This window comes from Bordetella tumulicola (assembly GCF_965138755.1).
GTDB classification, from domain to species: Bacteria; Pseudomonadota; Gammaproteobacteria; order Burkholderiales; family Burkholderiaceae_B; genus Bordetella_A; species Bordetella_A tumulicola.
The window spans coordinates 94,465-119,151 of record NZ_CBCSFP010000007.1 but is presented as its reverse complement, the minus strand read 5'-3'; the positions used below and the strand labels follow the sequence as shown (position 1 = coordinate 119,151).

Below are 24,687 nucleotides of genomic sequence, written 5' to 3'. Positions count from 1 at the left end.
GTGCGGACCTCGATAGGCCACGCAAAACGCCCGCCGCCCGCTACCCAAAATCCAAGGGCAGCGAACGGCGGGCGACGCGACAGGTTTCCCCACCGCGTTGAGCCGCGCTATCGGCTTAGGCCGGGGTTTGCAGCATCGCAGGCAACCACCCGCTGGCCGTGGCGTGTTGCCCGGCCTCTCCTGCCATCAGCGCCTTCTTGTACCCGCTCACGCGGCTGATCTCGCCCGGTTTGAACGCCTTGAATCCGGCCAGGATCTGCGCCTTGGAAACGTGGTTGAAATACCCCTCGGCGCTGGGTTTCCAGTACACAGTCATGTCTAGCGCCACGGCGCGAGCCAGCGTGTCGGCGCGGGTGTCGTGCTCGTTGCTGGTGACGGCATCGATCATGCTGGCGGTGCAAACCGCCAGCAGCGCCAGCAAGTCGGCGCGTTTGAGTTGTCGCAGCGCATCGAAGAGTTCGTCCGCCTGGGCGGGCAGACGGTCGCGCCACACCGAACGCAGCGCGTCGAAGTCCGCTGCGGCCTTACCCTGGGCCAGTTCAGGGGCATGACGTTCGAGGCCGTCTTGCGGATGAACGGACAGTTGCAGCAGGCTGGCCCGGCTATCGTGGTAGTACACCGACAGCGCCAACCGATGCGTGAGCGCGACGAGTGCCACGTCCGGCTTGCGTGCAAGTTCAGCTTGCAGTGCGGCCGTGCGATGCGCACTCAGGTTGCGGGCCAGCCGATCCGACAGGGTTTTGCCCGGCGCGGGGTTGTCATCCGTATTGCTACTTTCGCTTCCGTTGCCTTCACCCTCGGTGGGCGGTGTCTTTGCAGTCTGGGCTGCCGCCTTGATGTCCTCCGGGCGCAGCAGTCCGCGATGCACGGCCAGTTCACCGTCGCGGTCCACCGTCACAATCGCCCCGGATGCCGCCATCGTTTCAGGCGTGTAGACCAGCAGGGACGCAAAGAGCGCGTCCAGTGCCTCGCCCACCCGGTCGCCTTGCTCGTAGAGCTTGGTGGCTGCGGCTTCATCCTCGGCGTCTTCGGCGGCGTGTAGCGCTTCCTCGATACGTGCTTGGGCGGCTTGGAGCTTGGCGAGCCGCTTGGCTTCCCGCGCACGGAGTTGGCGCTCGGTCTGCTGCGCCCGCCGAAACGCAGCCAGTTCGCTATAGCCAATGGCGGGGATGGCATCGACCCATTTCCAGCCTTCGGTCCGGATATCGGCGGCGAACGCATCGAGCTTGGCCGTCGCCAGCCGATGCAGTAGGCCCGCATCGGTCAGGTAGACGCCCTGACCGTCCTCCGCAAACAGGTCGCGCCGGATACCGCCGCCTACTGCCTCGTAGGCTTCTATGCCGACGAATCGGGCCAGCACGTTGCGCGAGGCGTCGACCTCGCTGTGGGTGATGCGCCGACGCAAGGCGTAGGCTTCGCGCTCATGCTGTGGCGCGTCGTAGAACGCGGCTTCCTGCGTCTTATGGTCTTCCGTGATTGCCAGGGCCATGAGCTGGTCGAGCGTGACATTGCCTGCCCGGTAGTCGGCCAACAGGCGCGGTGATACGCTGGCGAGCTTCAAGCGCCGCAACACCACCAGCGGGGTCACGCTGAAATCTGCCGCGATATCCTCTACCGGACGCCCTTCGATCACCAGCGCCATGAATGCCTCGAACTGGTCGGCGGGATGCATCGCTTCGCGCTGCACGTTCTCGGTCAAGCTGACGATCACAGCGCTGCCGTCGGGCACGACGAGGCAGGGAATGCTCTGGTCTTTGCCGATCCGCTTTTGATGCGCCAGCAAGCGCAGAGCGGCCAGCCGCCGCTTGCCGCCGACCACGCCATACAGACCATCGGGCAGCGCGATGACGATCAGGTTTTGCAGTAGGCCCACGCGCACAATGCTTTCGGCCAGCGCGTCCACCGGGACGGTGCTGGTCTTGCGGACGTTGCTCTTGGAGATGCGTAGCCGCGACAGGGGAATGAATCGCAGTTCGGCGGGTTCCTGGCTGTCTTGTTCTGCTTGGAATGATGCCGTATCGGGCAGGGTCCCGGGTTCCTGGGCGAAGGCCTGTGCCTTGTCCAGCACGGCTTGCGCCTGCTGCTGCGCGGTGGTGTGCAGGGCTTTGTCGTCGGCCACTGCCTGGATGGGGGTATCGGTGGCGGTCGAAATAACAGTGGTGATGTTCATGATGCTGCTCCTTGGGTTGCATGCCCACATGGGCACGAAGGGCCGGGGTGGCCCTTCGTCCCATGAACACCACGCGGCATGGCAGGGGCGCGCCGTCAAGGGAGGAAGCGACTGGCCATGGCGCGGCCCGCAGCCGTAGGCGAGGACACGGGGGCCAGCCGCGGCCCTTGACGGAATAAGCGTCCCGGACATGCCAGGCAAGCGCCACCCGGCGCGCGCAGGCGTTCACCCCAGGGCTTTTCGTCTGGACGCCGGAGAGTCAAAACCAGTAGTTGTTCGCCGGAGCATCCGGCCAATGAATGGGGGATGTCATCAACCTGGTGCGTATCATTCGATGACGCAAAAAAAGGGAGGCCTGTTGCCTCCCGCATCGCGCCGGTTATATCTGTCCCAGCTCGGACATCGAGACAATCTTGGAACCCGCGACGATGAAATGGTCCAGCAAATGCACATCGATCAGTGCCAGGGCTTGCTTGATGATCTGCGTCATGTGCCGATCCGCCATGCTCGGCTCGGGATTGCCCGACGGATGGTTATGGACCAGCATCACCGATGCGGCGTTGTGCTGGATCACCAGCTTGACGATTTCTCGTGGATAGATCGAGGCTTGCGTCAGCGTGCCACGAAACGGCTCCAGGTAGGTGATCAGATGGTTTCGGCTATCGAGCAAGAGCAGCCCGCAGACCTCATGTTCCAGAGAAGCCAAGCGCAGCCGGAGAAAGTCCTTCGTCTTGGTCGGACTGCTCAAATCCTTGCCACACAGTTCGTTGATCGTCACCAGTTCGCGCGCCACTCGCAGGATTTCCTTGCGGCTAGCCGGGCGTACTTCGCCGGCCGAATCGCGCAACAGCAGCGCTCCCGTGCGCGTGAGATCGACATCGGTGAAAAGGGAATATTGGTCCATGACAGCCTCCGGATCGGAATCAGGCGGAATTGCCTGGAACCGGAGGGCTCACGCCGCAGCGCAAGCAGTCAGGGATCGAAGACGGCCACGTTGCGGCCGCTAGCGCTTCGCGCAGTCCTTGACAGCGAGAACGGTGTGAGACCATGAAAGGAAAGCAAGGCCGCCCCTCTTACAACGGCAGACGGTGCAGGTGGTTGGCAAGCGAGAGCGCGCAGGTGTCAGGGATGCGCAAGGCGGGCTGTGCCCGTCCCATCAGGGATGAGCGGCTAGCGAACCTGGAGGACCGCGACCCGGCTAGGCCGGGAGACACACAGCGAAGTAATTCGCTTCGCATCGTGCGGGATCTTTCGTTCGACCACAGAATCAAGCGCTTAAACCGAATGACCATGCCGCCGATCTTCCAAGCTTCGGGACGCGGACATACTAAGAATCGATACGAGCCGTGCGAAGCCGCAACGCATTGCCGATGACACTTACGGACGACAGGGCCATTGCCGCCGCTGCAATCACAGGCGACAGAAGAATGCCGAATATCGGATAGAGAACACCTGCTGCGACGGGGATGCCTGCTGCGTTATAGACAAAAGCGAAGAATAAGTTCTGTTTGATGTTTCGCATGGTTGCTTGAGACGCGCGTCGCGCCCGCACGATGCCCATAAGATCGCCTTTGAGCAGCGTCACACCCGCGCTTTCCATCGCAACGTCTGTTCCGGTTCCCATGGCGATGCCTACGTCCGCCGCGGCGAGCGCCGGCGCATCGTTAACGCCGTCGCCAGCCATGGCCACGATCCGGCCTTCCGCTTGATAGCGCTTGACCGCTGCACTTTTGTCTTCAGGCAAGACCTCCCCGATTGCCTCATCAATGCCCAGTTGCTGCGCCACGGCCTGCGCGGTGGTTTTGCTATCGCCCGTAAGCATGACGACCTTGATGCCTGCGTCGTGTAGCGCCTGTATCGCTTGCGGTGTGGAGGCTTTGATCGGATCCGCGATGCCCACGAAGCCGGCGTAGGCAGCATCGATGCCCACGTGAATGACAGTGGCGCCTTTGGCGCGAACCGCTTCGCCGGCCTCTGTCGACGGCACGGCAACGCCTTGTTCCGTCAGGAACCTCGCGCTACCACAGACCACACGGCGTCCCTCGACAGTGCCCATTACGCCTTTACCCACCGGGGAATCGAAATCCGTCACGGGCAATAGCGCCAAGTTCTGCTCTTGCGCGGCTGCGACGATGGCTGCGGCCAAGGGATGTTCGCTCGCACGCTCGACGCTGGCCAAGAGCTGGAGGAGGGTTTTTCCGTCTATTGCGCTCGCTGCTTGAATCTCGGTCACCTTGGGCCGTCCCTCGGTTAGCGTGCCAGTTTTGTCGACAATGACCAGATCCACCTTTTGCATCTGCTCCAATACCTCGGCATCACGGATCAGCACGCCGTGTTGCGCGGCGCGTCCTACACCAACCATGATAGACATGGGGGTGGCGAGTCCTAATGCACAGGGACACGCAATAATCAGCACGGCAACCATTGCAATCAGCGCGTACGAGAAAGCCGGCGCCGGCCCCCAAAGCAGCCAGGCGCCAAAGGCAACGAGCGAGACGAGGATGACAACGGGTACGAACCAGGCGGCCACCTGATCGGCGAGCCGTTGAATCGGTGCGCGGCTGCGTTGCGCCGATGCCACCATTTGCACAATCTGCGCCAGGAGAGTGTCAGCGCCTACGCGGTCGGCACGCATGACAAAGCTACCGGTCTGGTTCAAGGTGCCGGCGGTGACGGGTGAACCGGGAGACTTCGCAACGGGAATAGGTTCGCCCGTGACCATGGATTCGTCGATGGTGCAGCGTCCCTCGATGACCTCGCCATCGACCGGCACCTTCTCGCCGGGTCGCACCCGCAGCTTTTCTCCTACCTGGACCGTGTCCAGCTCGACGGTCTCGTCCGTGCCGTCCGCATTGACTTTGACGGCCGTTTTTGGCGCTAGATTCAACAACGCCTTGATGGCTCCAGACGTACGTTCGCGCGCCCGTAACTCTAGAAGTTGCCCCAACAGTACGAGCACTGTAATAACCGCTGCCGCCTCGAAGTACACCGCCACAGCACCTTGCGGCCGAAAATTTTCCGGAAACCACTGCGGGGCCACGGTGGCAAAAACACTGTAGAGCCACGCCACACCTGTCCCCAGCGCAATGAGCGTAAACATATTCAGGCTGCGAAAGACCAGAGATTTCCAGGCTCGCTCAAAGAAGGGCCATCCCGCCCACAGCACGACAGGCGTAGCAAGCAAGAGTTGTATCCAATTGGACACCTGAGGTGCAATGATGCCGTGAATATTGACTAGATGCCCGCCCATTTCAAGCGCGAACACCGGCATGGTAAGCACCAGACCGACCCAGAACCGCCGCGTGAAATCGTGCAGTTCATGGCCTTGCTGCTCATCGTTCAGAGACGCCGTTACGGGCTCAAGTGCCATTCCACAAATCGGGCAACTCCCTGGGCCGATCTGCCGGATTTGGGGATGCATGGGACAAGTGTATTCAGCATCCGGCGTAGCCGTTTTTTTCGCGTTCGCACTTTGGCGGCCTGTACCGTGCCCGTGGCAAAGCTCGCTATGGCCGGCCATAGCGGCAGCATGTTGGTGCGGAGCATGACCTTGAGAATCATGGTCTGCTGGCTTTTCGCCTTCAAGATAGGGACGACCGGCGGCGTCGGACGATTCCTTGAGCTTTTCTTCCATACTGGCCTCCACAAACGATGCGTTCCCGCACGATAAACCTTGCCATCTTTGGAATGTCAAGGTCTGAGAAAAGTCGCAGTCCCTACCCTATGGCCTGAGAAAGAACATGACCGACACATCTACTCATGACCGGCTTGCCCAGCCTGCCGGGCTAACGATACGTTTGGTAGACGCTGGCTTTCCCTCCTCGTGCGATGAGGAAAACGTCATAAGGAAATTTTCGGCCTTCATATTCGGGACCATCCATTCCGGGCGATCCGAGCGGCATGCTCGGAACGGTAAGTCCCACCGCGACAGGACGTTCGCGCAGCAAACGCTTGATCTCCTTGGCAGGCACATGCCCCTCCAGTGCGTACTCTTCTACTAGGGCAGAATGGCACGAGCCGTACTCGTCTGGGATGCCGTTTCGGCGACGGAAGGAGGAAGTATCACTAACGTCATGGGCGACAACGCGGAATCCGTTGCTCCGAAGATACTTGACCCAGTCTTTACAGCAACCGCAATCCGGTGTTTTCCAGACTTCGACTGTTGTTGCCGTCTGTGCCAAGGCCCCAATAGGAGACAGTATGAGCGCCGTTAATAGCGCTCTTCGGAGTGCCTGCGGATGTGTGGTATTCATTGTAGTCATTCACGCTTTCAAAAATTCTTTGAACGGTTAGTGATGATGCAACCGCCGGGACACCGTCTACCGCGCAATGCGATCCACCGGGTTATCGTGTGGTAAGCGAGCCGGCAATACGCCGGCTCACATCGACCCAGATGGACTCAGAGTTCCGAGCCAAGCGACCACCGCCAGAATCAAAACCGCGGCGCTAGCTTCGAAAATTAAGCTTTTTCGTAAGGACGCTACTGCTGATCCATGATCGCCGTGGGCTATCGCCCGCTCCAGCAAAGGACTTAGATGAAAGCGGTTCGCGGCCGCTAGTCCGAGCATTGCAGCGAACAAACCGAGCTTAATTAGCAGCAGCACACCATAAAAGCTGGACACGATGCCTGCGAGGGTAGGACCCACGATGAGTAAATAATTTACGATCCCCGTTATCGCAAGAATGATGACAATGATCGTTCCAATTACCGCAAATCCTGACAGTCCGTGGCTCAGCAGCCGCATCTGATTGTAGGAGTCACGTTTAGATGGGCGTAACAGTAACGCGAACGCGGCCAGCGCTCCTATCCATCCCGCTGCGGCAAGCAAATGAAGAATGTCAGCAGTGAAATGAACGTACCGGCGCGTCCCCTCATCCATGGCACCGTGCCCGCTCCAGGCGAGCGTAGCGAGGGCAATCGCCGAAAGACCAACGGTCAAGCCCAAACTAGCGAGCCGCCAACGCCTCATGAGTGCCAAACAAAGTATGGAGAGAAACAGCGCCCCGATCCGTACTGCACACGCCAAGCCGGCATCGGTGCCTGTAATCATCATGCCGAATATATGCTGCTTAAGCTCAATAAAATGTGAGGCGCCGCTCATCGATTTGGCAAGCAAAACCATACTGCAAACGGATAGCAGTAAACCGAGACTCGCTAGTCCGACCATAAGCGAATCAAACCTGAGTGCTTCCTTTGCCAGGCGTTGCTCATGCCTGAAGTTGTAAAGAGCAAAGAGCGGCAAGCCGAAAAGCAGCATCAGATCGACGTACAGCGCGAAGCGCACCCCCACATTGAGCCAATCGGTCATTGGGCTACTTCACGCTGAATGAAAGACTGCCCGTTACAGGGTGAGTATCCGATGAAACGGCACGCCACTCGACTCGATAAGTACCAGTCACGAGAGGTTTGGCCGGGGTGATGATCATAGTCTTACCGTCTGTGCCACCCGAAACATTAGCGTCGACCGACATAGGCGAATGCGTCATGCCGGGCATCCCTGTCATTACCAACTTAGCGCCAGAGAACTGGGTGACGAGAGTCTCAGAGAAGTGCAACTCTATTTTTGTTGGTGAGACTGTCTCAGCATTGGCTTGCGGGTCGGACGATATGAGTTTGGGATGAGCTTGTGCCAACGCACTGAAAAAGAGCCCACCGGCCAAGGCTGCAATGCTGAGCGACGTACGAAAAGTAGACATATGTTTCCTTAATGCTAATGATGTGATTTGCAAGTTCAGGCACGATCGGCCCTGGTATCAATTATGGATATGCCGAGGAACAAGGTGGGTCCGCGACCACTAGAACCACATGCGAACACCCACCAAAAATCGCGCTTCATTTCGGGCTTCACCGTCCGCACGTGCGTAATCGGCAGTGTTTCCATAGGCGCGGTTCCACGTCACGCCGATGTATGGCGCGAATTCGCGGCGGATTTCATATCTGAGCCTCAATCCAACCTCCGTGGTTGAAAGACCGGAGCCTACGCTCCTCCCTCGGTCGTTCTTGCCATGGAAGTTGATCTCTGCAGTGGGCTGCAGAATAAGCCGGTTCGTAATGAGTATGTCGTACTCGCCCTTCAGTCGCGCCGCGGTCTGACCATTCTCACCGACGAATGCAGTGGCTTCTGCCTCGAAGTTGTAGAGCGCTAATCCTTGTATGCCAAACGCGGCCCAATTTTGCGATGACCCCGGCTTGAAATCGTGGCGAATCCCGCCGACCACATCCCACCAGGGACTTACAGCATGCCCCCAAAGTGCTTGAATCTCCGATTCACCGAGTTTGCCATTGCTGCGTTCGCCTTCCGAGCGAATCCACAACCGGTCGATATCGCCACCTATCCAGCCCTTGACATCCCAATTCAAAGATCCGCCTTCACGACCGTCTTGCCACTCCAATTGGTCGACCAGAAAGAAGGAATTGATAGTCTTGTCGTGGACCGTATGCCCGTCCGAATCCAAGAAGGCTGCTTGTCGGTCGGCATCCGTTAGTGCGGGGATAGGTGTCCGGCTTTCCGCCGGCGCGCGCAACCCCATAGTCGGCACTGGCGAACGATCCGAGCCCGGCATTGTGGCGTGATCCATACCTGGCATTGTTGATGTTTCCGAAGCGCTTTGGCTGGACTGGGCGAAAGCAGCCGGCGTTTGCACCAACCCCAGCCCAATCGTTGCAATTGCGGCAATCAGGGCCTTCTGACGAATTGATAGAGTCATGTCCGATTCCTCACTCTTCCACGCGCACTTCGCGGAACATGCCCATTTCCATGTGGAACAGAAGATGGCAGTGATATGCCCAACGGCCTAAAGCATCGGCGGTGACACGGTAACTACGCTTTGAACCGGGGGGCATGTCAATAGTGTGTTTGCGCACCATGAAGTTGCCATTTTCGTCCTCAAGATCGCTCCACATTCCATGCAGGTGGATGGGGTGAGTCATCATGGTGTCGTTCACCAAAACAATTCGTACCCTCTCTCCGTATTTAAGGCGCACGGGCTTGGAGTCCGAGAACTTAATTCCGTCGAATGACCATGCGAACTTCTCCATGTGCCCCGTGAGGTGTAGCTCAATGGCGCGACTGGGTTCGCGCCCATCAGGGTCTTCGAACGTGCTTCGAAGGTCCGAATAGGTCAACACGCGGCGCCCGTTATTTCGCAAGCCGAGCCCAGGATCGTCCAACTTCGGAGTGGGACTCATTGTTTGCATGTCGACGAGAGGATTGTTGTTCTCAGAAGCCGGATGAGACTGCATGCCGTCCATACCCTTCATCTGGCTATGATCCATGCCCTGCATCTGGCCCGAGTCCATACCCTTCATCTGGCTATGATCCATGCCNTNCATCTGGCCCNNGTCCATTCCGGACATGCTTCCATGGTCCATTCCTCCCATTCCCATATCGTCCATCGTGACGAGGGGTCGGGGGTCAATTGCAGGAACAGGTGCCTTCAAGCCTTCCCGGACAGCCAGAGTACCCATCGCAAATCCCGTACGGTCCATGGACTGAGCAAAGACGGTGTACGCCTGCTCGCTCGCGGGCTCGACGATAACGTCGTAGGTTTCCGCAACAGCGATTCGGAACTCATCGACCGAAACCGGATTGACGTATTGGCCATCAGCCGCCACTACCGTCAATTTCAACCCTGGGATGCGTACGTCGAAATAGCTCATCGCAGAGCCGTTGATGAAACGCAAACGTATGCGCTCGCCAGGTCGGAAAATGCCCGTCCACCCGCCGTCAGGTGCGTGACCATTCAAGAGGTAGGTATAGGTGTAGCCACTGACGTCGGCGAGATCGGTGGGATTCATCTTCATCTCGGCCCACATCTTGCGATCCGCAACCGTCGCGGCCCAGCCCTTTGTTTTCACGTCGCTGATGAAATCGCCAACTGTGCGCTTATGAAAGTTGTAGTAGTCAGACTGTTTCTTGAGTTTCCTCATGACATCTTCGGGATCCTCATCCGTCCAATCGGACAGCATGACAACGTAATCACGGTCGTAAGTGAAGGGTTCAGGGTCTTTGGCGTCGATCACGAGCGGTCCATAGACGCCGGATTGCTCCTGAAGCCCGGAATGACTGTGATACCAGTAAGTTCCGTTCTGCCTCACCTTGAACTGATAGACATACATTCCATCCGGAGCGATGCCATGGAAGCTCAACCCCGGAACTCCGTCCATATTGGCCGGAAGCAAAATGCCGTGCCAATGGATCGACGTAGTTTCCTTGAGCTTGTTCCGAACGCGCAGAGTGATCGTGTCGCCTTCGCGCCATCGAAGTAAAGGGCCGGGCAGCCCGCCATTGATAGTCATGGCAGTACGCGCATTACCAGTGACGTTAATCGGGGTCTCTTCGATAGATAGGTCGAACTCTGTACCGGTCAATACTTGGGGAAGGCGAGTGTCGTTTACCGCCCAAACCGGCGTACGCCATAGGCCTAGGCCACCCATCACTCCGGTGACGGCAAGAGTTCTGACGAAGGTGCGCCGCGAGGTTTTGGTCTGCATGGGGCTGTCTAATCCATCAATAATGATCGGGCTAGAGTCCGGGGGAGCACGGGCTACCCGATCACTCTCCACTGTAGTGATCAGCCCCCCACCACAAGCTGTCGGAAAGATTACTTTTCTGTAATGTTGGAGGAAGTGGCTACGGTGAAGCCCACTTCCGATCCTTGGCTGTCCGCTACTGCGAACGCGTGTCCGCCGTGCATCAGGGCGATGGCTCGCACAATCGCCAGCCCCAGCCCGTGTCCCTCAGCGCGCCTGCTTCGGGAGTCATCTGTGCGGTAAAAACGATCGAAGATACGTGGCAGCGCGTCGGCAGCAATAGGAGTGCCAGGATTTCGTACTCGAATCTCTACTTCGTCGTCCCGAGCGACACAGTGAATCTCTATGAATTGGCCGCGGGGCGTGGCCTTTATCGCGTTGGACATCAAATTTGCAATGGCACGCCTCAACAAACGTGGGTTGGCCACGACAATGCTGTCACCATAGGTTTGTACCGATACCCCGGCGTCTTCCAGGCGCGCTTCGTAGAACTCCACCACGCGTGCAACTTCCTGGTCAATATGAACTTGCTGCAGGTCACGCGCCAATTCCCCGCCGTCGGCTCGCGCAAGAAAGAGCATATCGTTGATCAGCGCCTTAAGACCTCCGAGCTCCTCAAGATTGGACCCTAAAAGATCCCGTAGATCCTGCATCGAATGAGAGGATGACAGCACAACCTCCGTTCCATTTATCAGCGTAGCCAGAGGTGTGCGCAGCTCGTGTGCTACATCCGCATTAAATCCTTCCATCTGCTGATAGGCGGTCTGCACCCGACTCAACATGCTGTTGAAGGTGTGAGTGAATTCCCTCAATTCCCGGTCGATTTCTGCCTCCGGGAGACGTACGGCCAAGTTATCTGGCTGAATACAGGCTGCCTGCGCGGATAGGCGCCGAATAGGTGCTAATGAGCGACGCACTGCCCAAGCGGACAGGACCACGGTGGCGCCGATCCATACCGTACAGATGAACAACAATGCCGTCGCAAAAACGTATAGGAACCGCGCGCTTGGCCTTACGTCTGCGGCAACTATCAGCTCTGCTTCGGAAAACGCAACACCGTCGAGTCGTACGCGTAAGCCGCGCATATTCCAACCTTCACGCGTTTCAAGAAGAACTTCATCGCCGGATACGGCAGTTAAGGACTGCGGACGCTCCTCCCCGTACAGAACCTCGCCGGCTTTCCCAAGAATCCAGACTTTCAAGTTCGCGTGACCCACGAGGATAGGGTCCAAGGTCTCACGTAGTCCTTCCAACCGGTGCGGTGTTGTCTGCATGCTAACCAAGTGTTCGATTAGCTCAAGCTTTCCCGCCACTTCGGTCATTTCCTGGCTTTGCACTTCTCGCTTTAGCGCCAAAAATAGCGTGTATCCAGCGACACTCGATACCACGAGTGCAATGATGCCCAGTAATAAAGTGAGGCGTAACTCAATGGAAGCAATGCGCCAACGTTTCATTGATCGCGTAGCTCCAGGACATACCCCATACCACGGACGGTATGCAAAAGTTTCGTGTCGAAGGAGTCATCGATTTTCGCCCGTAGGCGACGAACAGCAACCTCGATGACATTTGTATCGCCATCGAAGTTCATGTCCCACACTTGCTCAGCAAGCATGGTTCGGGATAACACCTCGCCGCGGCGTCGCAGCATCAGCGCGAGCAAGGTGAACTCTTTCGCCGTAAGGTCTAGGCGTGTGCCCGCACGGCTGGCCTTGCGGCGTGCCAAGTCGAGCTCCAAATCGCCGAGCGTTAGCAGGGTGGATTCCTGTACTCGACCGCGCCGAAGCAGCGCATGGATTCGGGCGAGTAGCTCTGAAAATGCAAAGGGCTTGACGAGATAGTCATCGGCCCCACCTTCCAAGCCGCGAACTCTATCTTCGACCTTGTCCCTCGCAGTCAGCATCAAAACTGGCGTGTCTTTGCGTTGACGCAAATCAGCGAGAATGCCAAACCCGTCTATGTCGGGAAGCATCACGTCAAGAACCACCAAATCGTAGTTTCCTTCAAGAGCCGCGTGCCTGCCATCTTGCCCGTCGCGAGCAACATCTACCACGTAGTTCTGTTGACTAAGTCCCTTTTGCAGATAGTCGGCGAGTTTTCGCTCGTCTTCGATGACCAGTATTCGCATAAATTTCTCCGCTCGCCTTACTTAAGTATCAGGAGTCAATGCAGATCATGGCGATAGCTGTTATGCAGGGTGCGTCATGTTAAAAGGATCTGCCCGGCCGTTTTGACCTTGCCAGATCCCCCATCTTACAAACCTTTGCCTTAAGCACGAGGGAGGATGGCCGCCGCTCCGCCTTTGGTAGGGACACCTTTCCGCGTGTTACTAGCCTTATGGCCCAGATACCGCAATACAGCATATGCAATTCTACGATCGAATATGTTCCGACATAGCATGAAGCCTTCCAACATGGGAAGGTCAACGTTTTCTTCAGCGTCTCGCCCTCTGCGCATGTTTATGCGAATGACCAGAAGTTCACCCAGCAGCGCTGAATAGCTAAAATTCCGCACCGCTGCGGCGAGTCATCGTCGTTGACCGGCTCGCGCTGACTGCTTCAGTTTCAAGCGGAATCGTCTAAAAAGCCGCATAACGGACAAGCGGACTAACTGGCTAAACAGGGGCTATGGACATTACCCACCTCTCGGTTTAGCGCCATGTCTTGGCATAGGATCCAGCGAGGTATCCATGCGCCCAAAACGACTGCCACAAGGTGCTGGCCAAATAAAAGGTTCGCCGCCCTTGCAGGGACGGCGAACCGAGCGCATCAGTCCGATGCCGGCGCCACCATAGTCTGAAGCTGATCGATCACGCCAAGCTCCACGAAGACGCAAGCTTGGTCGGGAGTGACTTCCACGTTGAACAGACGCTAAGGACGTACTCGTCGGATTGCTACATCCGAGCGTCGTGGAAACAGCGATTTCGCTCCGTCATAATTTTGAGGTTCTTCGCCGGGCGCATGATGCTGGATATACCGATGTCCGGATACTTGCTTCAGACCGGTGTCGGTGTTTGCATGATCTTCTAGACGGACGCACGGTCAAAATACAGTCTCTGCTGGCTGCGTTTAGCGATCCGGTTGCTGAAATGCCACTGCTGCCGCCAGCCCAGACTCCCTGCGGTCACCTTGATTCGCCATCGCTCTGTACGGTGCATCTCGTGCCAGTCCAAAACCTTCGGCAGCCCGGCAATGACATGGCTTTTGCAGACTGGCTAGAGACGACGTTGACTGGTGGTAAAGACAAGAAAGAACTCGAATTGAACTGGCGTGACGTATTAGTCGCTCGAACTGCTCGTTTAAAACGGGGTGAGTGATTCGCAGAAATACGTCGATGCCATTTTGGCTTTCGTTTGAACAGCGCCCGTTAGGACAATCAGTGCCCAGCCTTGGCAATCGCTGCCGTATGACGAACGTCCGATGTGCCACGAAGAAGCAGAAGTGCAGCGAACGCAATGAGGCCCAGTCCGCTGGATAACCACAGTGCTCCGATTCCCCACCGGTTCAGGCAAAGCCCGAAGAGCCAAGGCGCCAACGCCTGCGTGATGCGAGCGGGAATCATCAACAGTCCTTGTCGCTCGCCATAGCCTTGTGGCCCGAACAGTGCCAATGGCAGCGTACCCTTGGCGATGGTCAAAATGCCGTTGCCTGCCCCATGAAAAATAACGAAGGCCGCAGCGGCGGGCGCGCCCAGTACCGCAAAGACTGCCGCGCCCAGCGGATGCATGAGGCTTGCCAGGCGCGCCGAAAACAAAGGGTGTACACGGCGAAGGATACCGAACTCCAGCAGCCGTGCGCCAACCTGAGCCGGCCCTACGAGCGCACCGGCGGCGACGGCTGCAGCAAGTGTCACCCCGCCGGCTGTCAATAAGTGCGGCAAATGAGCCGCCATCGCCGTGCTGATGAACCACGTCACAGCGAACACCACGGCGAGCAGTATCGACGCTCGCAATGAGCTGGAGCGCGAGGCAGGCTGCACAGTCTCGATGGGTGCCACGGACTTCTCGCTACGAGGCAGTGCGGCCGAAGGCAGCAAAGCATTCAGCGGCAACGCCAGCACGAGGTGCAGCATGGCCCAGATATAGCACGCGCCTCGCCAACCTATGTGCACTTCTAGAAAAGTGGATAGCGGCCACCCCACCGTGCTGGCAAACCCCGCGATGAGTGTAATGCCAGCAATCGCGTTGCGTGATTCGTGGCCATACAGACGAACCAACGATGCGAATGCCGCTTCGTAGAGTCCGCTCCCCATGCCGATGCCCAAGATCAGCCAGGCCGCGAAAAGTCCGACGAGGGTGTCGGCACTGCCGAGCCAACCCAGGCCGGCAGCAAAGATCACGTTGGTCGCCATCAGCACCGGCCTTCCACCCCACCGGTCAATGGCTCTGCCCGAGTAAGGCCCCAGCAATGCGGAGATCAACAAAGCGAAGGAGAACGCTGCGAAAATGGTGGGCGTTGTCACAGCCAAGTCCCGCGCCATGGGCTCGGCCAGCATGGCAGGCAGGTAGTATGAAGACGCCCACGCTAGCGTCTGGGTCGTGCCCAGTGCGGCAATCACGCCCGTGCGATTCGCAAGGCGCATGTTAGATAGCCCGTTGATTGACGCGCCTGGACAATTGCTCCGCGCTTTCCTTGCGCTCGCTATATCGATCCACCAAATAGGCGCTGGCATCGCGCGTCAGCAGCGTGAACTTGACGAGTTCTTCCATCACGTCAACGACGCGGTCGTAATAGCTGGACGGCTTCATGCGCCCAGCGTCATCGAATTCCAAGAACGCCTTGGGCAGCGAGGACTGGTTGGGGATGGTAACCATCCGCATCCAGCGGCCAAGGATCCGCATCTGATTGACGGCATTGAAGGACTGCGAGCCACCGGAGACTTCCATCACGGCGAGAGTCTTGCCCTGAGTGGGCCGCACTGCGCCCATCGAAAGGGGAATCCAGTCGATTTGTGCCTTCATGATCCCCGTCATTGCGCCGTGTCGCTCCGGCGATGTCCACACCATGCCTTCGGCCCATTGTGCGAGCGAACGGAGTTCCTGAACCTTCGGATCGGTCTCAGGAACGCTGTCTGGCAACGGCAGACCTGCGGGGTCGAATGTCCGGACCTCGGCGCCCAATGCTTCCAACATGCGGGCCGCTTCGCGCGTCAGCAGCCGACTGTACGAACGTTCGCGCAGGGATCCGTAGAGCATCAGAATGCGCGGCGCATGGGTCGATCGTTGAGCCGGTGCCAGCAGGCGCGCACAATCTGGAGTCTCGAACAATGAGGCATCCACATTGGGCAGGTCGAGCCGATGTTCAGACACGCTGCCCCCCCGCATTCACCACGGCCTGGCCATCCTCTTTCGTGAAGCTGCCTTGTTGCAGTTGCGGCAGGATATCCAATACCGCTTCCGACGGCCGGCAAAGCTTCGTGCCCAAGGGCGTCACCACGAATGGCCGGTTCATGAGGATGGGATGCTGTTGCATGAAATCGATCAGTTGATCATCTGTCCACTTCGAATCATTCAGCCCCAGCTCGTCATAGGGCGTGCCCTTGACGCGTAGCGCTTCACGCACCGTTAGCCCGGCGGCGGCAATCAAGGCCACCTGCGTTTCACGGCTCGGCGGCGTTTTCAGGTATTCGACAACGACAGGTTCCTCGCCGCTATTGCGAATCAGCGCCAGCGTATTGCGCGATGTGCCGCAGTCGGGGTTGTGATAGATCGTGACGTGGTTCATGCCATGGCCTCGCGGATGAAAGATAGTTTTGGGTCAGGTGCGTTCATACCAGCCGCGCGAGCGATTCACCACCTGAACGACCAGCAGCATGATCGGCACCTCGATGAGTACGCCTACCACGGTGGCGAGTGCTGCGCCGGAGTGAAAGCCAAACAAGCTGATGGCGGCTGCCACCGCCAGCTCGAAAAAGTTGGATGCGCCAATCAAAGCTGAGGGGCAGGCAATGCTGTGCTTTTCGCCAGCCCGGCGATTGAGCCAATACGCCAATCCGGAATTGAACAACACCTGGATCAGGATGGGCACCGCCAGCATGGCGATCACCAGCGGTTGCTGCAGAATGGCTTGGCCCTGGAAGGCGAACAGCAACACCAGGGTGAGCAACAGCGCAGCGATGGACAACGGTCCCATGCGCTCCATGGCCCGATCAAATGCGCCTTGTCCCTGGCGCAGCAATATGCGGCGCCACGCTTGAGCAATGACGACCGGGATCACGATGTACAGCACCACTGACGTGAGCAAAGTGTCCCACGGCACGGTGATTGAAGAAATGCCCAGCAGCAGACCAACCACCGGGGCGAAGGCGAACACCATGATGGTGTCGTTCAAGGCCACCTGCGACAGCGTGAACACAGGATCGCCGCCGGTCAGGCGGCTCCAGACGAAGACCATCGCTGTGCAAGGTGCCGCTGCCAGCAGAATCAGGCCGGCAACATAGCTGTCGAGTTGATCGGCCGGCAGCCAGTCGGCAAAGACATTTCGTATGAAAAGCCAGGCCAGAAAGGCCATCGAAAACGGCTTGACCGCCCAGTTAACGAACAAGGTCACGCCAATGCCGCGCCAGTGTTCCTTGACCTGGCCAAGCGCGCCGAAGTCCACCTTGACCAACATCGGTATGACCATGACCCAGATCAACAACCCCACGGGGAGGTTGACCTGCGCAAATTCCATACGGCCGATCGCCCGGAACACGTCGGGTGCGAACTGGCCGAACGCGATGCCGGCCACGATGCACAACAGCACCCATACCGTCAGATAGCGCTCAAAGACGCTCATCGACGGCATCGCCTGCACTGGGCAGATGGCGTTGCTTTGTACCGTCATCAGGTGCTCCTTATTGCTTGCCGATGCCATGCAGCTCTTTTTGGAGCGACATAGCATCGAGGCGTTGCAGCGGCAGATTCAGGAGAAGTTCGATGCGTCGCTTTAAGACAACCGCGGTGTCCAAAAAGGCCTTGAGCTGATGCTCCTCGGTGCCTTCAACGGCGGCCGGATCGGGCACACCCCAGTGCGCGGACATGGGCTTGCCTGGCCAGATGGGACAAACTTCGCCCGCCGCGTTGTCGCAAACGGTGAAGATGAAATCGAACTGCGGCGCATCGGGCTGAGTGAACTCATCCCAGCTCTTGCTACGGTAGCCTGTCGCCGGTAGACGCAGCCGCTCCAGCGCGGCGAGCGCGAGCGGATGCACAGCACCCTTTGGGTGACTACCTGCGGAATAAGCATGGAAGCGCCCGCCGCCTAAACCATTGAGCAAGCCCTCGGCCAGAATGGAACGCGCGGAATTGCCAGTGCAGATGAACAGCGCGTTATACGTCTTGTCGGTCATGAAAAGAAACCCCGGTCAGCAGGTTGTACACGTGGAGGATTCGGTGAGTTCACACACGCCGCCCTGGCAACAGTGCTCTGTCAGGTAGCCAAGTAGGCCGTTCATATGCGCGAAGTCGGCTCGGTAAATCAAATTGCGCCCTTGTTGTTCAATGGTCACCAAACCGGCATGAGATAGCTCTTTCAAATGAAAGGACAGCGCGTTGCGCGCAACGCCGAGTTGGTCCGCCAGCACGCTAGGTGTCAGACCCGCAGGCCCAGCGACCACGAGGGCGCGAAATGCTCGTAGGCGCTGCGTATGGGCTAGCGCTCCGAGGGCAGATATGGCTTGATCTTCTTTCATGATTCAATAGTACACCGTTTATTGAATCATCGATTGAATATTAGAACCGCTTTCGCCAAAAAGCGCGCCCTGTCGTGTAGGGCACCTCAAAAATCGATCGGTGGTTGATGACCTCGACAGCGCTGATCCGCAGGAGCACGCGGCCTTGCCGGCTGTGTAGCCAAACGCTGCTAGAAAGGAAGTTGAGTCGTTGCCGAGTGCCGAAGAAACATAGATGTGCCCCGCGCCCAGGGGTCTCCTCGCTGCGCGGCATATTGCAATGAAGCCATATCCTTGAGCTGCCAAGTCGGCAATTTGACCTCGCCGGTAGCTGCCTGATTTTCCTGTTGGCAGCGAGCCAGGAAATCGTCCATCCTACTCAAAATCTCCGCGTCAGAAACAAGCGTGACGTGCGGGTCGTAACGGATGACTGCCCGATAGCGCAGAAAGCGCGGCAACGGGGCAGCCAGGGACCATCGAACGAACGGTATCGGAACCGACGGATGGCTGGAATTTCGCGGAAGATAATGCGGCCCGACGTCGATCAGGGTTTTTCCAAGTTCTACCCAATAGTGTGAGGGCTCTTGGGAGTTGGGTTTTCCAAATCCTTGAAGCGTTGCCCTTTTACCATCAGGAGAAAGCGCCAGGCACAGAAACTCTCCCCCAACAATCTCGGGGCTCAAACCGGTTTCCTGCAAAAGCGAACGTAACCCAAACGCTGCGTACATGCAGCGCTTGTCAAAATCGTCAGGAAAGGCTGCGCGCAGTGCCTTATCCACGATCGCCATGCTGCGGGCAATGGGATCTTGTTTCGCCATGCTCAGCTCTCCGGCGGCACGTATCGTCAGCTGCGCTACTTGGACGATTGGCTGCCTTGGGCAGACGGGGTATTGCCGCTGCCCGACGTACTTTGAGGCGCGGCGGGGGCAGTCGTGGTGCTCTGCGCGGCCGGCGGGACTGGCGCCATGGTGCCGGCTGGCAGGCCTTTGGTCAACGGAGCTTCTGCCGAGCCACCAGTCATTTTTTGCATCATCGCGCTCGGCAATCCATCCTGAGCAAAACTCTTTGTTCCAGCCATAGCATTCGCCTTATTTAGATTAATTGCGACAAAGATCGAGGTGAAGACCAGCGCCAAAATAAACGCCGCTCCAGAGATGAGGTTGAACCACTTCGTGCATCGATCGCACCAGGATTGTCTGTTCAAGTAGCATTCATTCCCCTCCAGATAATACTTTTCTGCGTACTGGATAGACAGCGTCTGTGCCTTATAGCTGACCAAGAACGATACAGTAGTCAGCGCCGTGGAAAGCACGAACAGCGCCCAGGAACCGTACAGCAGATATGGCATTGTCGCTGTACGGATAGGGATGAAATCCTTGAGGAAAGCTAGCGACAGGGCCAGTCCGCCACTCGAATACGTCAAGATGGATTTGTCGAAGTTCTCGGAACTCGATAGCTGCCGCTTTTTTGCATCATCTAGGAACGCTTTATATAGCGTCTGCGCCGCCTCTGAGGGGGTGTACGAATTTTGGGGCGGCGTGGCAGGTCCACCGCTGGAGCTTTGGGAACTCACGGTTGTTACTTGCCCGATCCGCCGCCTGTCTTCGGCGGTACTGGTGGCATGTGGGAGGTGGGGACCCCGCCTTTGATCGTAATTCTCCCCGGTGGACGAGTGCCGCTTGGCTTGGCCACGGGAGGTGGCGTGCTTGGATTAGAGTTTTTAGTGGTAGCCATGCGGGATCGCCTAGAATAAGAGTAGGGTTCGGGGACTGTCGGCACTTGTATCGTTTACAGGTGCAACATTATCCTACGTACATCCAGGGTTTTGCATGCCCTTCGTGCGGGCGATTGAGTCATTTGGTGGCGGAAAGCGGGCGGTTGACCCATTGCTCAAAATTGAGTAAGCTACTGGCAGATAGATGTATCGGGGCCTGAAAAGGCGTCTATCTGCCCCCTGGCAACAGGGTCCAGCCGTGCTGGTATCAAGAGCTCCCGCGACATATGAGGCCCCGTTCTACGGGGCCTCGCCTTTTTCAGCCCTGCAGCGGCGCTATCGGCGGTGATGGCCGGGGTCGCGCAGCGGTTCCCCTCGGAACACCTTGGCGGCCATGACATGGAAACGTACACGGCCCTTGCGCTCATGGGGTACGCCTGGTCCGGGCGTGCCGTATGCACGGACATAGGCGCTTTCGACCACCATGCGCAGGGTATCCCCGCCATGCCGGCGTAGCTGAAAGTAGATTTCGTAATCCACCTCTTGGCCCCGGTCGTCGATGGCACGAATGACCAGCCAGTTCCCGTATCCGGTGAAATTGCAGTAGTGCCCATCGAGCGTGCGCATCAGTTCGGGCAGGGACTGCGACCAGCGGTAGCGGTCGAAGCAGAACACGCGTGGCATGTCCCGATGGTCGAGAATCCGGCGGTCGTGGCCCAGGACGTCGAAGTCGAGGATTTCGTCTTCCTTCGAGCCGAACGACACGCAATGCGAGGTGAATTCCACCTCGATACGCAGCGTCAAGGCTGGGTAGCGCGGGGTCGCCGCGATGGCCAGCTCGAAGGTGGGCCCGCGCATGTGCGTGAGGTCGTAGCGCGTACCCGCGACCTCGATGAAGCCTTGCCGCAAATAGCGAATCCACTTCATCGTGCTGTCGCCGTGTCGAGACTTTCCGGGCGCGGGACTATCTGAACCTGTAAGCCGTTCGTCATGCTGCGACCAGAGCCGATTCCTGGAGTGCGCTAGTTTCCCCGGCGGGCAAGGAAGTGCCCCCCGATGGTGCGGCACGGCGCGCCGCTTCCTCCGCAGCGGTATTCTCGATGAAGTCCGCGACGGTTTGCCAGCCGGCTCGCAACTGCGCCTCACCCTTGCCGACATAGTGGCCTAGGGTCACGTCATTGTTGGCGGCGTGGTTGATCATCCGCTTGAGTACGCCGCCGGACACCAGCTCTTCGGCCACGGTCGTAAAGGTCGCACGCATGTCATGCCCCTGCACGGTCGTACCCACCTGCTTGTTGATCCAAGCCAACGTCTTGCGGGCATCAACGATGGGGAACAATCGGTCATCGGGCTTGCGCCCTTTGCAAGCTTCCTCGGCGATCGCCAGCGCCTGCCGCGATAGCAGCAACACATGGTCGGTCCGGTTCTTGGTGTCTCGTAGCAGCACGCGGCCGGCCCTGAGGTCCACATCGCGCACCAGGATCGGTTCGTAATCGTATTTCTTCTCGCCGTGGATCTCGATACCACGGCAGCCCGTGAGCAATTGGAAGCGGTAGTAGTTCGCCGCCACGCGACGCGGGGACGCGCAGGCCGCCAGCCACCAGGCGCCGAGCTTTTCCGCGGGAATCGGTGTTGGATTGCCACGGGGCCCGGCAATCACGATCCGGTCCCGCCCTGCAGTTTCCTGGCTCAGAGGGCTATTGGGAACGTTGACTCCGTGCCAGCGCAAGACCGCGCGCAAGACCTGCATGGCGTAGTCCGCCCGGCGCTTGGCCCGTTTCAGCAGGTTGTTATAGACGTCCCAGATGTCCTTCGCAGTGATCTCGGGCATGAGTTTCTCGGCCAGAGGCATAAGTTCGCCGTCGGCGAATTTTCTGCCGTTCTTGGCGACCTTGCCCGGCTCGATCATGGCCACATATTCCGCCTTGGTGCGCGCCTTGAGCGACAAGCCATCTTTGGCCCGGCGCTTTTTCTCGACGTACTCGCGGATGCCTTCGGCCAACGTCAGGGCGTTCGAGGCCGCCGACTGTGTCTGGGTTTCAGCCTCGGCGCGCCGCCGGGCTTCTTCCTCGGCGGGCCAGTCGATGCCGGCGCGGGCCAGAGCACGGATGCGTTGCCCCTCGGCGCAGGCGTCGGCCAGCTTGATCTGGGCAGGGCCGTCCCCGTACTCCCGGGGCAGCGTGTATTGACGCTCTTCCTCCATGCCGCGCACGGTGTAGCGGATCAGGACGGTACGCAAGCCGTCGGGTGCGATACGGAGTTGCACGCCACGATCTAGCGTGATCTTGTACGACTTGTTTTTGGGCTTGTGAGCCTCGATAGCGCGGTAGGTCAGAACAGGCATAGGGATGGTCTCCAGGTCCGAGCGGAACGCTAGTGGCGGCCTCCTGGTCACCTCATCAGCACCTTCCGTGTCCGAACTGTGTCCGAAAAATCCGAAGATTTCGTACCATTAAATGAGACCATAAAAAACAAGAATTCACAATAACTAATTGATTTTAAATAGAATTATTCGTCTCATGCGGTGTCGTGAAATCTCACAAAATACGGATTATTGGGACTCTTAATCCGTAGGTCGAGTGTTCGAGCCACTCACAGCCCACCAGAATTCTATTGTTATCAAACACTTACGCCACTTCTTCGGAGTGGCGNTTTGTTTTTGTGCTTGAGTCTTGACCAAATCCTGACTGAAAAATCCGCTGGTCAACTTTTCCTCTTCCTTGACCAGCTGTCTCAAGGACGTTCACTGTTCGGGCGCGAGGCGCAATGTGACTCGGGGCAAGGTGTGCATGCTTTTGCACCATTGCAATGGTCTCCCAGCCCCCGAACTCCTTAAGAATCATCAGTGGTGTCCCGCGCTGGACGTGCCAACTCGCCCAAGTATGGCGGAGGTCATGCCAGTGAAAATCCTCAATGCCAATGGCCTTGCAAGCATGACTAAAGTCTCGTCTGTTGTTTTGTTCGATTCGAGTCGATAAATCTTCTCTTCTTGTGAAGGCCCATCGCTCGGCGGTCTTCAAGCTGCGCTCGAATACTGCCAGAGCACCGTCATTCAGAGCGCTTTGAAAATGAGCTTCTTGCGGTTCTCCGCCATACCAACGTGGAGAGTACCGTGCATGGAACATACCTGAGTTAACGTGGCGACCACGTCGTCGTTACGCAGATTTCGGCCGACGTAGATGGCGAGTTTCGAAATCAATGGGTTGAAATATTTACTATCGGCCGTCTGCATGCAATGTGCTTGTCACTATTGAATTCAATAATGGACGCCGTTGGGTGTAGGAGTCGTGCGATGCAAAGGGCAGGCATATTCCGCTTTTTCGGTGTTCGCATGGCGCTGCTTGGTGCTGTGCTGAGCATCGGGCTGGGTTGTGCGTCTGCCCATGCTGTGACTCAGATCGGCATGTTGAATCAACCTTATCCGTATCTGGTGATCGAGCAGGACTTGCGGATCGTACTGAGCGAGTTCGGGCGCAATCTGGGCATCGAAACGAAGGTGTCGCCGAATGTCGGCGGTGTGGTGCGTGGTATGCGACATGTCGATAGCGCTGATGCGTTTCTGCGTAGCTTGGCCGACGCCCACGATTTGGTCTGGTATATGGATAGAAATACGCTGTTTGTCAGTACCCGGAAAGAAAACAGCACGGAGCTGCTGCCAGTGCCGTCGATGAAGGCGGAACAACGCCAGGCGTTGGCGAGCGAATGGTCGAGGCAAGGGGCGGGTATCAACATCGTATTGGATGACCGGTCGCCAGCGCTAGTTGTGACGGGGCCGACATCCTTTCGTGAACTTATTGCAGCCGTAGTGAATAGTCGGCGCGTGACCAGTAGTCCTGGCCTGGCCCTTAGCCACAGCCAGGGCGTAGCGGAGATTACGGTGTATCGGGGCAAGGCCGGTCGCCAGCGAGTCATGGTCTCCAGGTGAGGCCGGGTGTGTTTTGTCATGCAACGTTTTCAGGAGCAAGAATATGTCAGTGATGCCAGTTGATTCCGCAGCGGTACCTAATGCGCCAGCGGAAGCCTCGTTCGACGTCGCCGTTCAGAATGCCCAAGCAAATTCTTCAGAAGATCAGGCACGGCTGGACGAAGCGATGCTGACGGGCGTGGTGGCGCTGGCCCAGACCATCATTATGCCCCGTATGAACGAGATGCTCAGCGAAGCCCAGTCCGATGAGTGATCTCTCGGTTTGGGGTAAGGTAAAAGAGAGCAGATAATGGATTTGCCGAGCGCTTCTGGCGTCGCCCTGGACGTTTCCGTGCATCAGGGCGGCGCGCATCCTGCGTCGCAGGACTTGTTCGAAGTCATGGCCCTGCAGGCACGTGACCGACATCTTTCAAGTGTTGGTGAGATCGGCCAGGTGGTGGCTAAGTATCTCGATGGGTATCTGGAACGAGCCAGCCTAGCCTCGTCGCGGGTGGAGCACGTGGCGGGTAGTCACGACCGCGTGTACGCCATGCCAAAAACCGAGGCCGCGAATACGGGTCAGGAGACAGATCAGAGGGTGATGACCGCGCTGGATGCTCTGAATCGCATGTTCGATTATTCCATCGAGACCCAGGTTGTCGTCCGCAGCGCAACCCAGGTTTCCGGCGCCGCTAATACTCTGATTCGAGGCCAATGAC

At 58.1% G+C, this 24,687-nt stretch carries 25 protein-coding genes and 2 pseudogenes; 4 read left to right on the top strand and 23 right to left on the bottom strand.

Annotation, left to right across the window (positions count from 1 at the left end; all coding sequences use genetic code 11):
- Positions 1–115 precede the first annotated feature (115 nt).
- From ACNAZS_RS17705 to ACNAZS_RS17655, 11 genes and pseudogenes are all read right to left on the bottom strand, one after another.
- On the bottom strand, positions 116–2,170 hold the full coding sequence (locus ACNAZS_RS17705) for a ParB/RepB/Spo0J family partition protein (RefSeq protein ID WP_415791687.1): 2,055 nt from the start codon (positions 2,168–2,170) through the stop codon (positions 116–118).
- A 379-nt stretch (positions 2,171–2,549) separates the two neighbouring features.
- A complete protein-coding gene (locus ACNAZS_RS17700) occupies positions 2,550–3,074 on the bottom strand; it encodes a JAB domain-containing protein (protein WP_415791685.1) in 525 nt (174 codons plus the stop codon).
- A 423-nt stretch (positions 3,075–3,497) separates the two neighbouring features.
- The gene (locus ACNAZS_RS17695; protein ID WP_415791941.1) at positions 3,498–5,690 is read right to left on the bottom strand and encodes a copper-transporting P-type ATPase; all 2,193 of its coding nucleotides are present in this window, start codon (positions 5,688–5,690) and stop codon (positions 3,498–3,500) included.
- Between the two features lie 265 nt (positions 5,691–5,955).
- Positions 5,956–6,432: a DUF411 domain-containing protein gene (locus ACNAZS_RS17690; RefSeq protein WP_415791683.1), complete on the bottom strand. Its 477-nt coding sequence runs from the start codon at positions 6,430–6,432 to the stop codon at positions 5,956–5,958.
- Between the two features lie 117 nt (positions 6,433–6,549).
- The gene (copD, locus tag ACNAZS_RS17685; protein ID WP_415791681.1) at positions 6,550–7,479 is read right to left on the bottom strand and encodes a copper homeostasis membrane protein CopD; all 930 of its coding nucleotides are present in this window, start codon (positions 7,477–7,479) and stop codon (positions 6,550–6,552) included.
- A 4-nt stretch (positions 7,480–7,483) separates the two neighbouring features.
- On the bottom strand, positions 7,484–7,867 hold the full coding sequence (gene copC / locus ACNAZS_RS17680; RefSeq protein ID WP_415791679.1) for a copper homeostasis periplasmic binding protein CopC: 384 nt from the start codon (positions 7,865–7,867) through the stop codon (positions 7,484–7,486).
- 99 nt (positions 7,868–7,966) lie between these two features.
- The gene (locus ACNAZS_RS17675) at positions 7,967–8,878 is read right to left on the bottom strand and encodes a copper resistance protein B (RefSeq protein ID WP_415791677.1); all 912 of its coding nucleotides are present in this window, start codon (positions 8,876–8,878) and stop codon (positions 7,967–7,969) included.
- Between the two features lie 10 nt (positions 8,879–8,888).
- Positions 8,889–9,497: pseudogene (locus ACNAZS_RS17670) on the bottom strand (multicopper oxidase domain-containing protein); the annotation flags it as partial.
- A gap of 15 nt (positions 9,498–9,512) precedes the next feature.
- The coding region (locus ACNAZS_RS17665) for a copper resistance system multicopper oxidase (protein WP_415791675.1) at positions 9,513–10,664 on the bottom strand (1,152 nt) is incomplete at its 3' end.
- 110 nt (positions 10,665–10,774) lie between these two features.
- Positions 10,775–12,157 (bottom strand): heavy metal sensor histidine kinase, encoded by a 1,383-nt coding sequence (locus ACNAZS_RS17660; RefSeq protein ID WP_415791673.1) that lies wholly within the window; start codon positions 12,155–12,157, stop codon positions 10,775–10,777.
- Complete coding sequence (locus ACNAZS_RS17655; RefSeq protein ID WP_415791671.1) at positions 12,154–12,828, bottom strand: heavy metal response regulator transcription factor; 675 nt, start codon at positions 12,826–12,828, stop codon at positions 12,154–12,156. The genes ACNAZS_RS17660 and ACNAZS_RS17655 overlap by 4 nt, the downstream gene beginning before the upstream one ends.
- Positions 12,829–13,713: 885 nt before the next feature.
- On the opposite strand from ACNAZS_RS17655, the gene ACNAZS_RS17650 reads away from it, so the two are divergent.
- Positions 13,714–14,016 (top strand): hypothetical protein, encoded by a 303-nt coding sequence (locus tag ACNAZS_RS17650; protein WP_415791669.1) that lies wholly within the window; start codon positions 13,714–13,716, stop codon positions 14,014–14,016.
- A gap of 59 nt (positions 14,017–14,075) precedes the next feature.
- Here ACNAZS_RS17650 and ACNAZS_RS17645 read toward each other — a convergent pair whose 3' ends face one another.
- The 12 genes and pseudogenes from ACNAZS_RS17645 to ACNAZS_RS17590 form a co-directional block, all read right to left on the bottom strand.
- A complete protein-coding gene (locus tag ACNAZS_RS17645; protein ID WP_415791667.1) occupies positions 14,076–15,281 on the bottom strand; it encodes an MFS transporter in 1,206 nt (401 codons plus the stop codon).
- A gap of 1 nt (position 15,282) precedes the next feature.
- On the bottom strand, positions 15,283–16,023 hold the full coding sequence (arsH, locus tag ACNAZS_RS17640) for an arsenical resistance protein ArsH (protein WP_415791665.1): 741 nt from the start codon (positions 16,021–16,023) through the stop codon (positions 15,283–15,285).
- Positions 16,001–16,423 (bottom strand): arsenate reductase (glutaredoxin), encoded by a 423-nt coding sequence (gene arsC / locus ACNAZS_RS17635; RefSeq protein ID WP_415791663.1) that lies wholly within the window; start codon positions 16,421–16,423, stop codon positions 16,001–16,003. The genes arsH and arsC overlap by 23 nt, the downstream gene beginning before the upstream one ends.
- A 33-nt stretch (positions 16,424–16,456) precedes the next feature.
- Positions 16,457–17,524, bottom strand: a complete 1,068-nt coding sequence (gene arsB / locus ACNAZS_RS17630) for an ACR3 family arsenite efflux transporter (protein ID WP_415791661.1) — start codon at positions 17,522–17,524, stop codon at positions 16,457–16,459.
- A 10-nt stretch (positions 17,525–17,534) separates the two neighbouring features.
- Complete coding sequence (locus ACNAZS_RS17625) at positions 17,535–18,029, bottom strand: arsenate reductase ArsC (RefSeq protein WP_415791659.1); 495 nt, start codon at positions 18,027–18,029, stop codon at positions 17,535–17,537.
- A gap of 15 nt (positions 18,030–18,044) precedes the next feature.
- Entirely contained in the window at positions 18,045–18,371 is a 327-nt protein-coding gene (locus ACNAZS_RS17620) for an ArsR/SmtB family transcription factor (RefSeq protein WP_415791657.1), read from the bottom strand.
- Between the two features lie 170 nt (positions 18,372–18,541).
- Complete coding sequence (locus ACNAZS_RS17615; RefSeq protein ID WP_415791655.1) at positions 18,542–19,168, bottom strand: hypothetical protein; 627 nt, start codon at positions 19,166–19,168, stop codon at positions 18,542–18,544.
- A gap of 35 nt (positions 19,169–19,203) precedes the next feature.
- Positions 19,204–19,923 carry a hypothetical protein gene (locus tag ACNAZS_RS17610; protein ID WP_415791653.1) on the bottom strand — a complete coding sequence of 240 codons (720 nt, stop codon included), beginning with the start codon at positions 19,921–19,923 and terminating at the stop codon, positions 19,204–19,206.
- 477 nt (positions 19,924–20,400) lie between these two features.
- The gene (locus ACNAZS_RS17605) at positions 20,401–20,991 is read right to left on the bottom strand and encodes a hypothetical protein (protein WP_415791651.1); all 591 of its coding nucleotides are present in this window, start codon (positions 20,989–20,991) and stop codon (positions 20,401–20,403) included.
- A gap of 61 nt (positions 20,992–21,052) precedes the next feature.
- Positions 21,053–22,408: a tyrosine-type recombinase/integrase gene (locus ACNAZS_RS17600; RefSeq protein WP_415791649.1), complete on the bottom strand. Its 1,356-nt coding sequence runs from the start codon at positions 22,406–22,408 to the stop codon at positions 21,053–21,055.
- Positions 22,409–22,826: 418 nt separating this feature from the next.
- Positions 22,827–23,120: pseudogene (locus ACNAZS_RS17595) on the bottom strand (tyrosine-type recombinase/integrase); the annotation flags it as partial.
- Complete coding sequence (locus ACNAZS_RS17590; RefSeq protein ID WP_415791945.1) at positions 23,117–23,296, bottom strand: hypothetical protein; 180 nt, start codon at positions 23,294–23,296, stop codon at positions 23,117–23,119. The pseudogene ACNAZS_RS17595 and the gene ACNAZS_RS17590, both read right to left, overlap by 4 nt.
- Positions 23,297–23,356: 60 nt before the next feature.
- Here ACNAZS_RS17590 and ACNAZS_RS17585 point away from each other — a divergent pair, with 60 nt between their 5' ends.
- From ACNAZS_RS17585 to ACNAZS_RS17575, 3 genes are read left to right on the top strand one after another with little or no spacing between them, the layout of a single operon-like run.
- Positions 23,357–23,989: a hypothetical protein gene (locus ACNAZS_RS17585; RefSeq protein ID WP_415791647.1), complete on the top strand. Its 633-nt coding sequence runs from the start codon at positions 23,357–23,359 to the stop codon at positions 23,987–23,989.
- 43 nt (positions 23,990–24,032) lie between these two features.
- Positions 24,033–24,242 carry a hypothetical protein gene (locus tag ACNAZS_RS17580; protein ID WP_415791645.1) on the top strand — a complete coding sequence of 70 codons (210 nt, stop codon included), beginning with the start codon at positions 24,033–24,035 and terminating at the stop codon, positions 24,240–24,242.
- A 36-nt stretch (positions 24,243–24,278) separates the two neighbouring features.
- The gene (locus ACNAZS_RS17575) at positions 24,279–24,686 is read left to right on the top strand and encodes a hypothetical protein (protein ID WP_415791643.1); all 408 of its coding nucleotides are present in this window, start codon (positions 24,279–24,281) and stop codon (positions 24,684–24,686) included.
- Position 24,687 lies beyond the last annotated feature (1 nt).

Bases quoted from the DNA above. Each gene is read 5' to 3' on its own strand.
- arsH (WP_415791665.1), bottom strand. From the start codon at position 16,023: ATGCGGGGGGGCAGCGTGTCTGAACATCGGCTCGACCTGCCCAATGTG.
- ACNAZS_RS17615 (WP_415791655.1), bottom strand. From the start codon at position 19,168: ATGGCGAAACAAGATCCCATTGCCCGCAGCATGGCGATCGTGGATAAG.
- arsB (WP_415791661.1), bottom strand. From the start codon at position 17,524: ATGACGGTACAAAGCAACGCCATCTGCCCAGTGCAGGCGATGCCGTCG.
- copD (WP_415791681.1), bottom strand. From the start codon at position 7,479: ATGACCGATTGGCTCAATGTGGGGGTGCGCTTCGCGCTGTACGTCGAT.
- ACNAZS_RS17700 (WP_415791685.1), bottom strand. From the start codon at position 3,074: ATGGACCAATATTCCCTTTTCACCGATGTCGATCTCACGCGCACGGGA.
- ACNAZS_RS17655 (WP_415791671.1), bottom strand. From the start codon at position 12,828: ATGCGAATACTGGTCATCGAAGACGAGCGAAAACTCGCCGACTATCTG.
- ACNAZS_RS17660 (WP_415791673.1), bottom strand. From the start codon at position 12,157: ATGAAACGTTGGCGCATTGCTTCCATTGAGTTACGCCTCACTTTATTA.
- ACNAZS_RS17675 (WP_415791677.1), bottom strand. From the start codon at position 8,878: ATGACTCTATCAATTCGTCAGAAGGCCCTGATTGCCGCAATTGCAACG.
- arsC (WP_415791663.1), bottom strand. From the start codon at position 16,423: ATGAACCACGTCACGATCTATCACAACCCCGACTGCGGCACATCGCGC.
- ACNAZS_RS17690 (WP_415791683.1), bottom strand. From the start codon at position 6,432: ATGACTACAATGAATACCACACATCCGCAGGCACTCCGAAGAGCGCTA.
- ACNAZS_RS17625 (WP_415791659.1), bottom strand. From the start codon at position 18,029: ATGACCGACAAGACGTATAACGCGCTGTTCATCTGCACTGGCAATTCC.
- ACNAZS_RS17605 (WP_415791651.1), bottom strand. From the start codon at position 20,991: ATGAAGTGGATTCGCTATTTGCGGCAAGGCTTCATCGAGGTCGCGGGT.
- ACNAZS_RS17575 (WP_415791643.1), top strand. From the start codon at position 24,279: ATGGATTTGCCGAGCGCTTCTGGCGTCGCCCTGGACGTTTCCGTGCAT.
- copC (WP_415791679.1), bottom strand. From the start codon at position 7,867: ATGTCTACTTTTCGTACGTCGCTCAGCATTGCAGCCTTGGCCGGTGGG.
- ACNAZS_RS17585 (WP_415791647.1), top strand. From the start codon at position 23,357: ATGCAAAGGGCAGGCATATTCCGCTTTTTCGGTGTTCGCATGGCGCTG.
- ACNAZS_RS17645 (WP_415791667.1), bottom strand. From the start codon at position 15,281: ATGCGCCTTGCGAATCGCACGGGCGTGATTGCCGCACTGGGCACGACC.
- ACNAZS_RS17705 (WP_415791687.1), bottom strand. From the start codon at position 2,170: ATGAACATCACCACTGTTATTTCGACCGCCACCGATACCCCCATCCAG.
- ACNAZS_RS17620 (WP_415791657.1), bottom strand. From the start codon at position 18,371: ATGAAAGAAGATCAAGCCATATCTGCCCTCGGAGCGCTAGCCCATACG.
- ACNAZS_RS17580 (WP_415791645.1), top strand. From the start codon at position 24,033: ATGTCAGTGATGCCAGTTGATTCCGCAGCGGTACCTAATGCGCCAGCG.
- ACNAZS_RS17590 (WP_415791945.1), bottom strand. From the start codon at position 23,296: ATGCAGACGGCCGATAGTAAATATTTCAACCCATTGATTTCGAAACTC.
- ACNAZS_RS17695 (WP_415791941.1), bottom strand. From the start codon at position 5,690: ATGGCCGGCCATAGCGAGCTTTGCCACGGGCACGGTACAGGCCGCCAA.
- ACNAZS_RS17600 (WP_415791649.1), bottom strand. From the start codon at position 22,408: ATGCCTGTTCTGACCTACCGCGCTATCGAGGCTCACAAGCCCAAAAAC.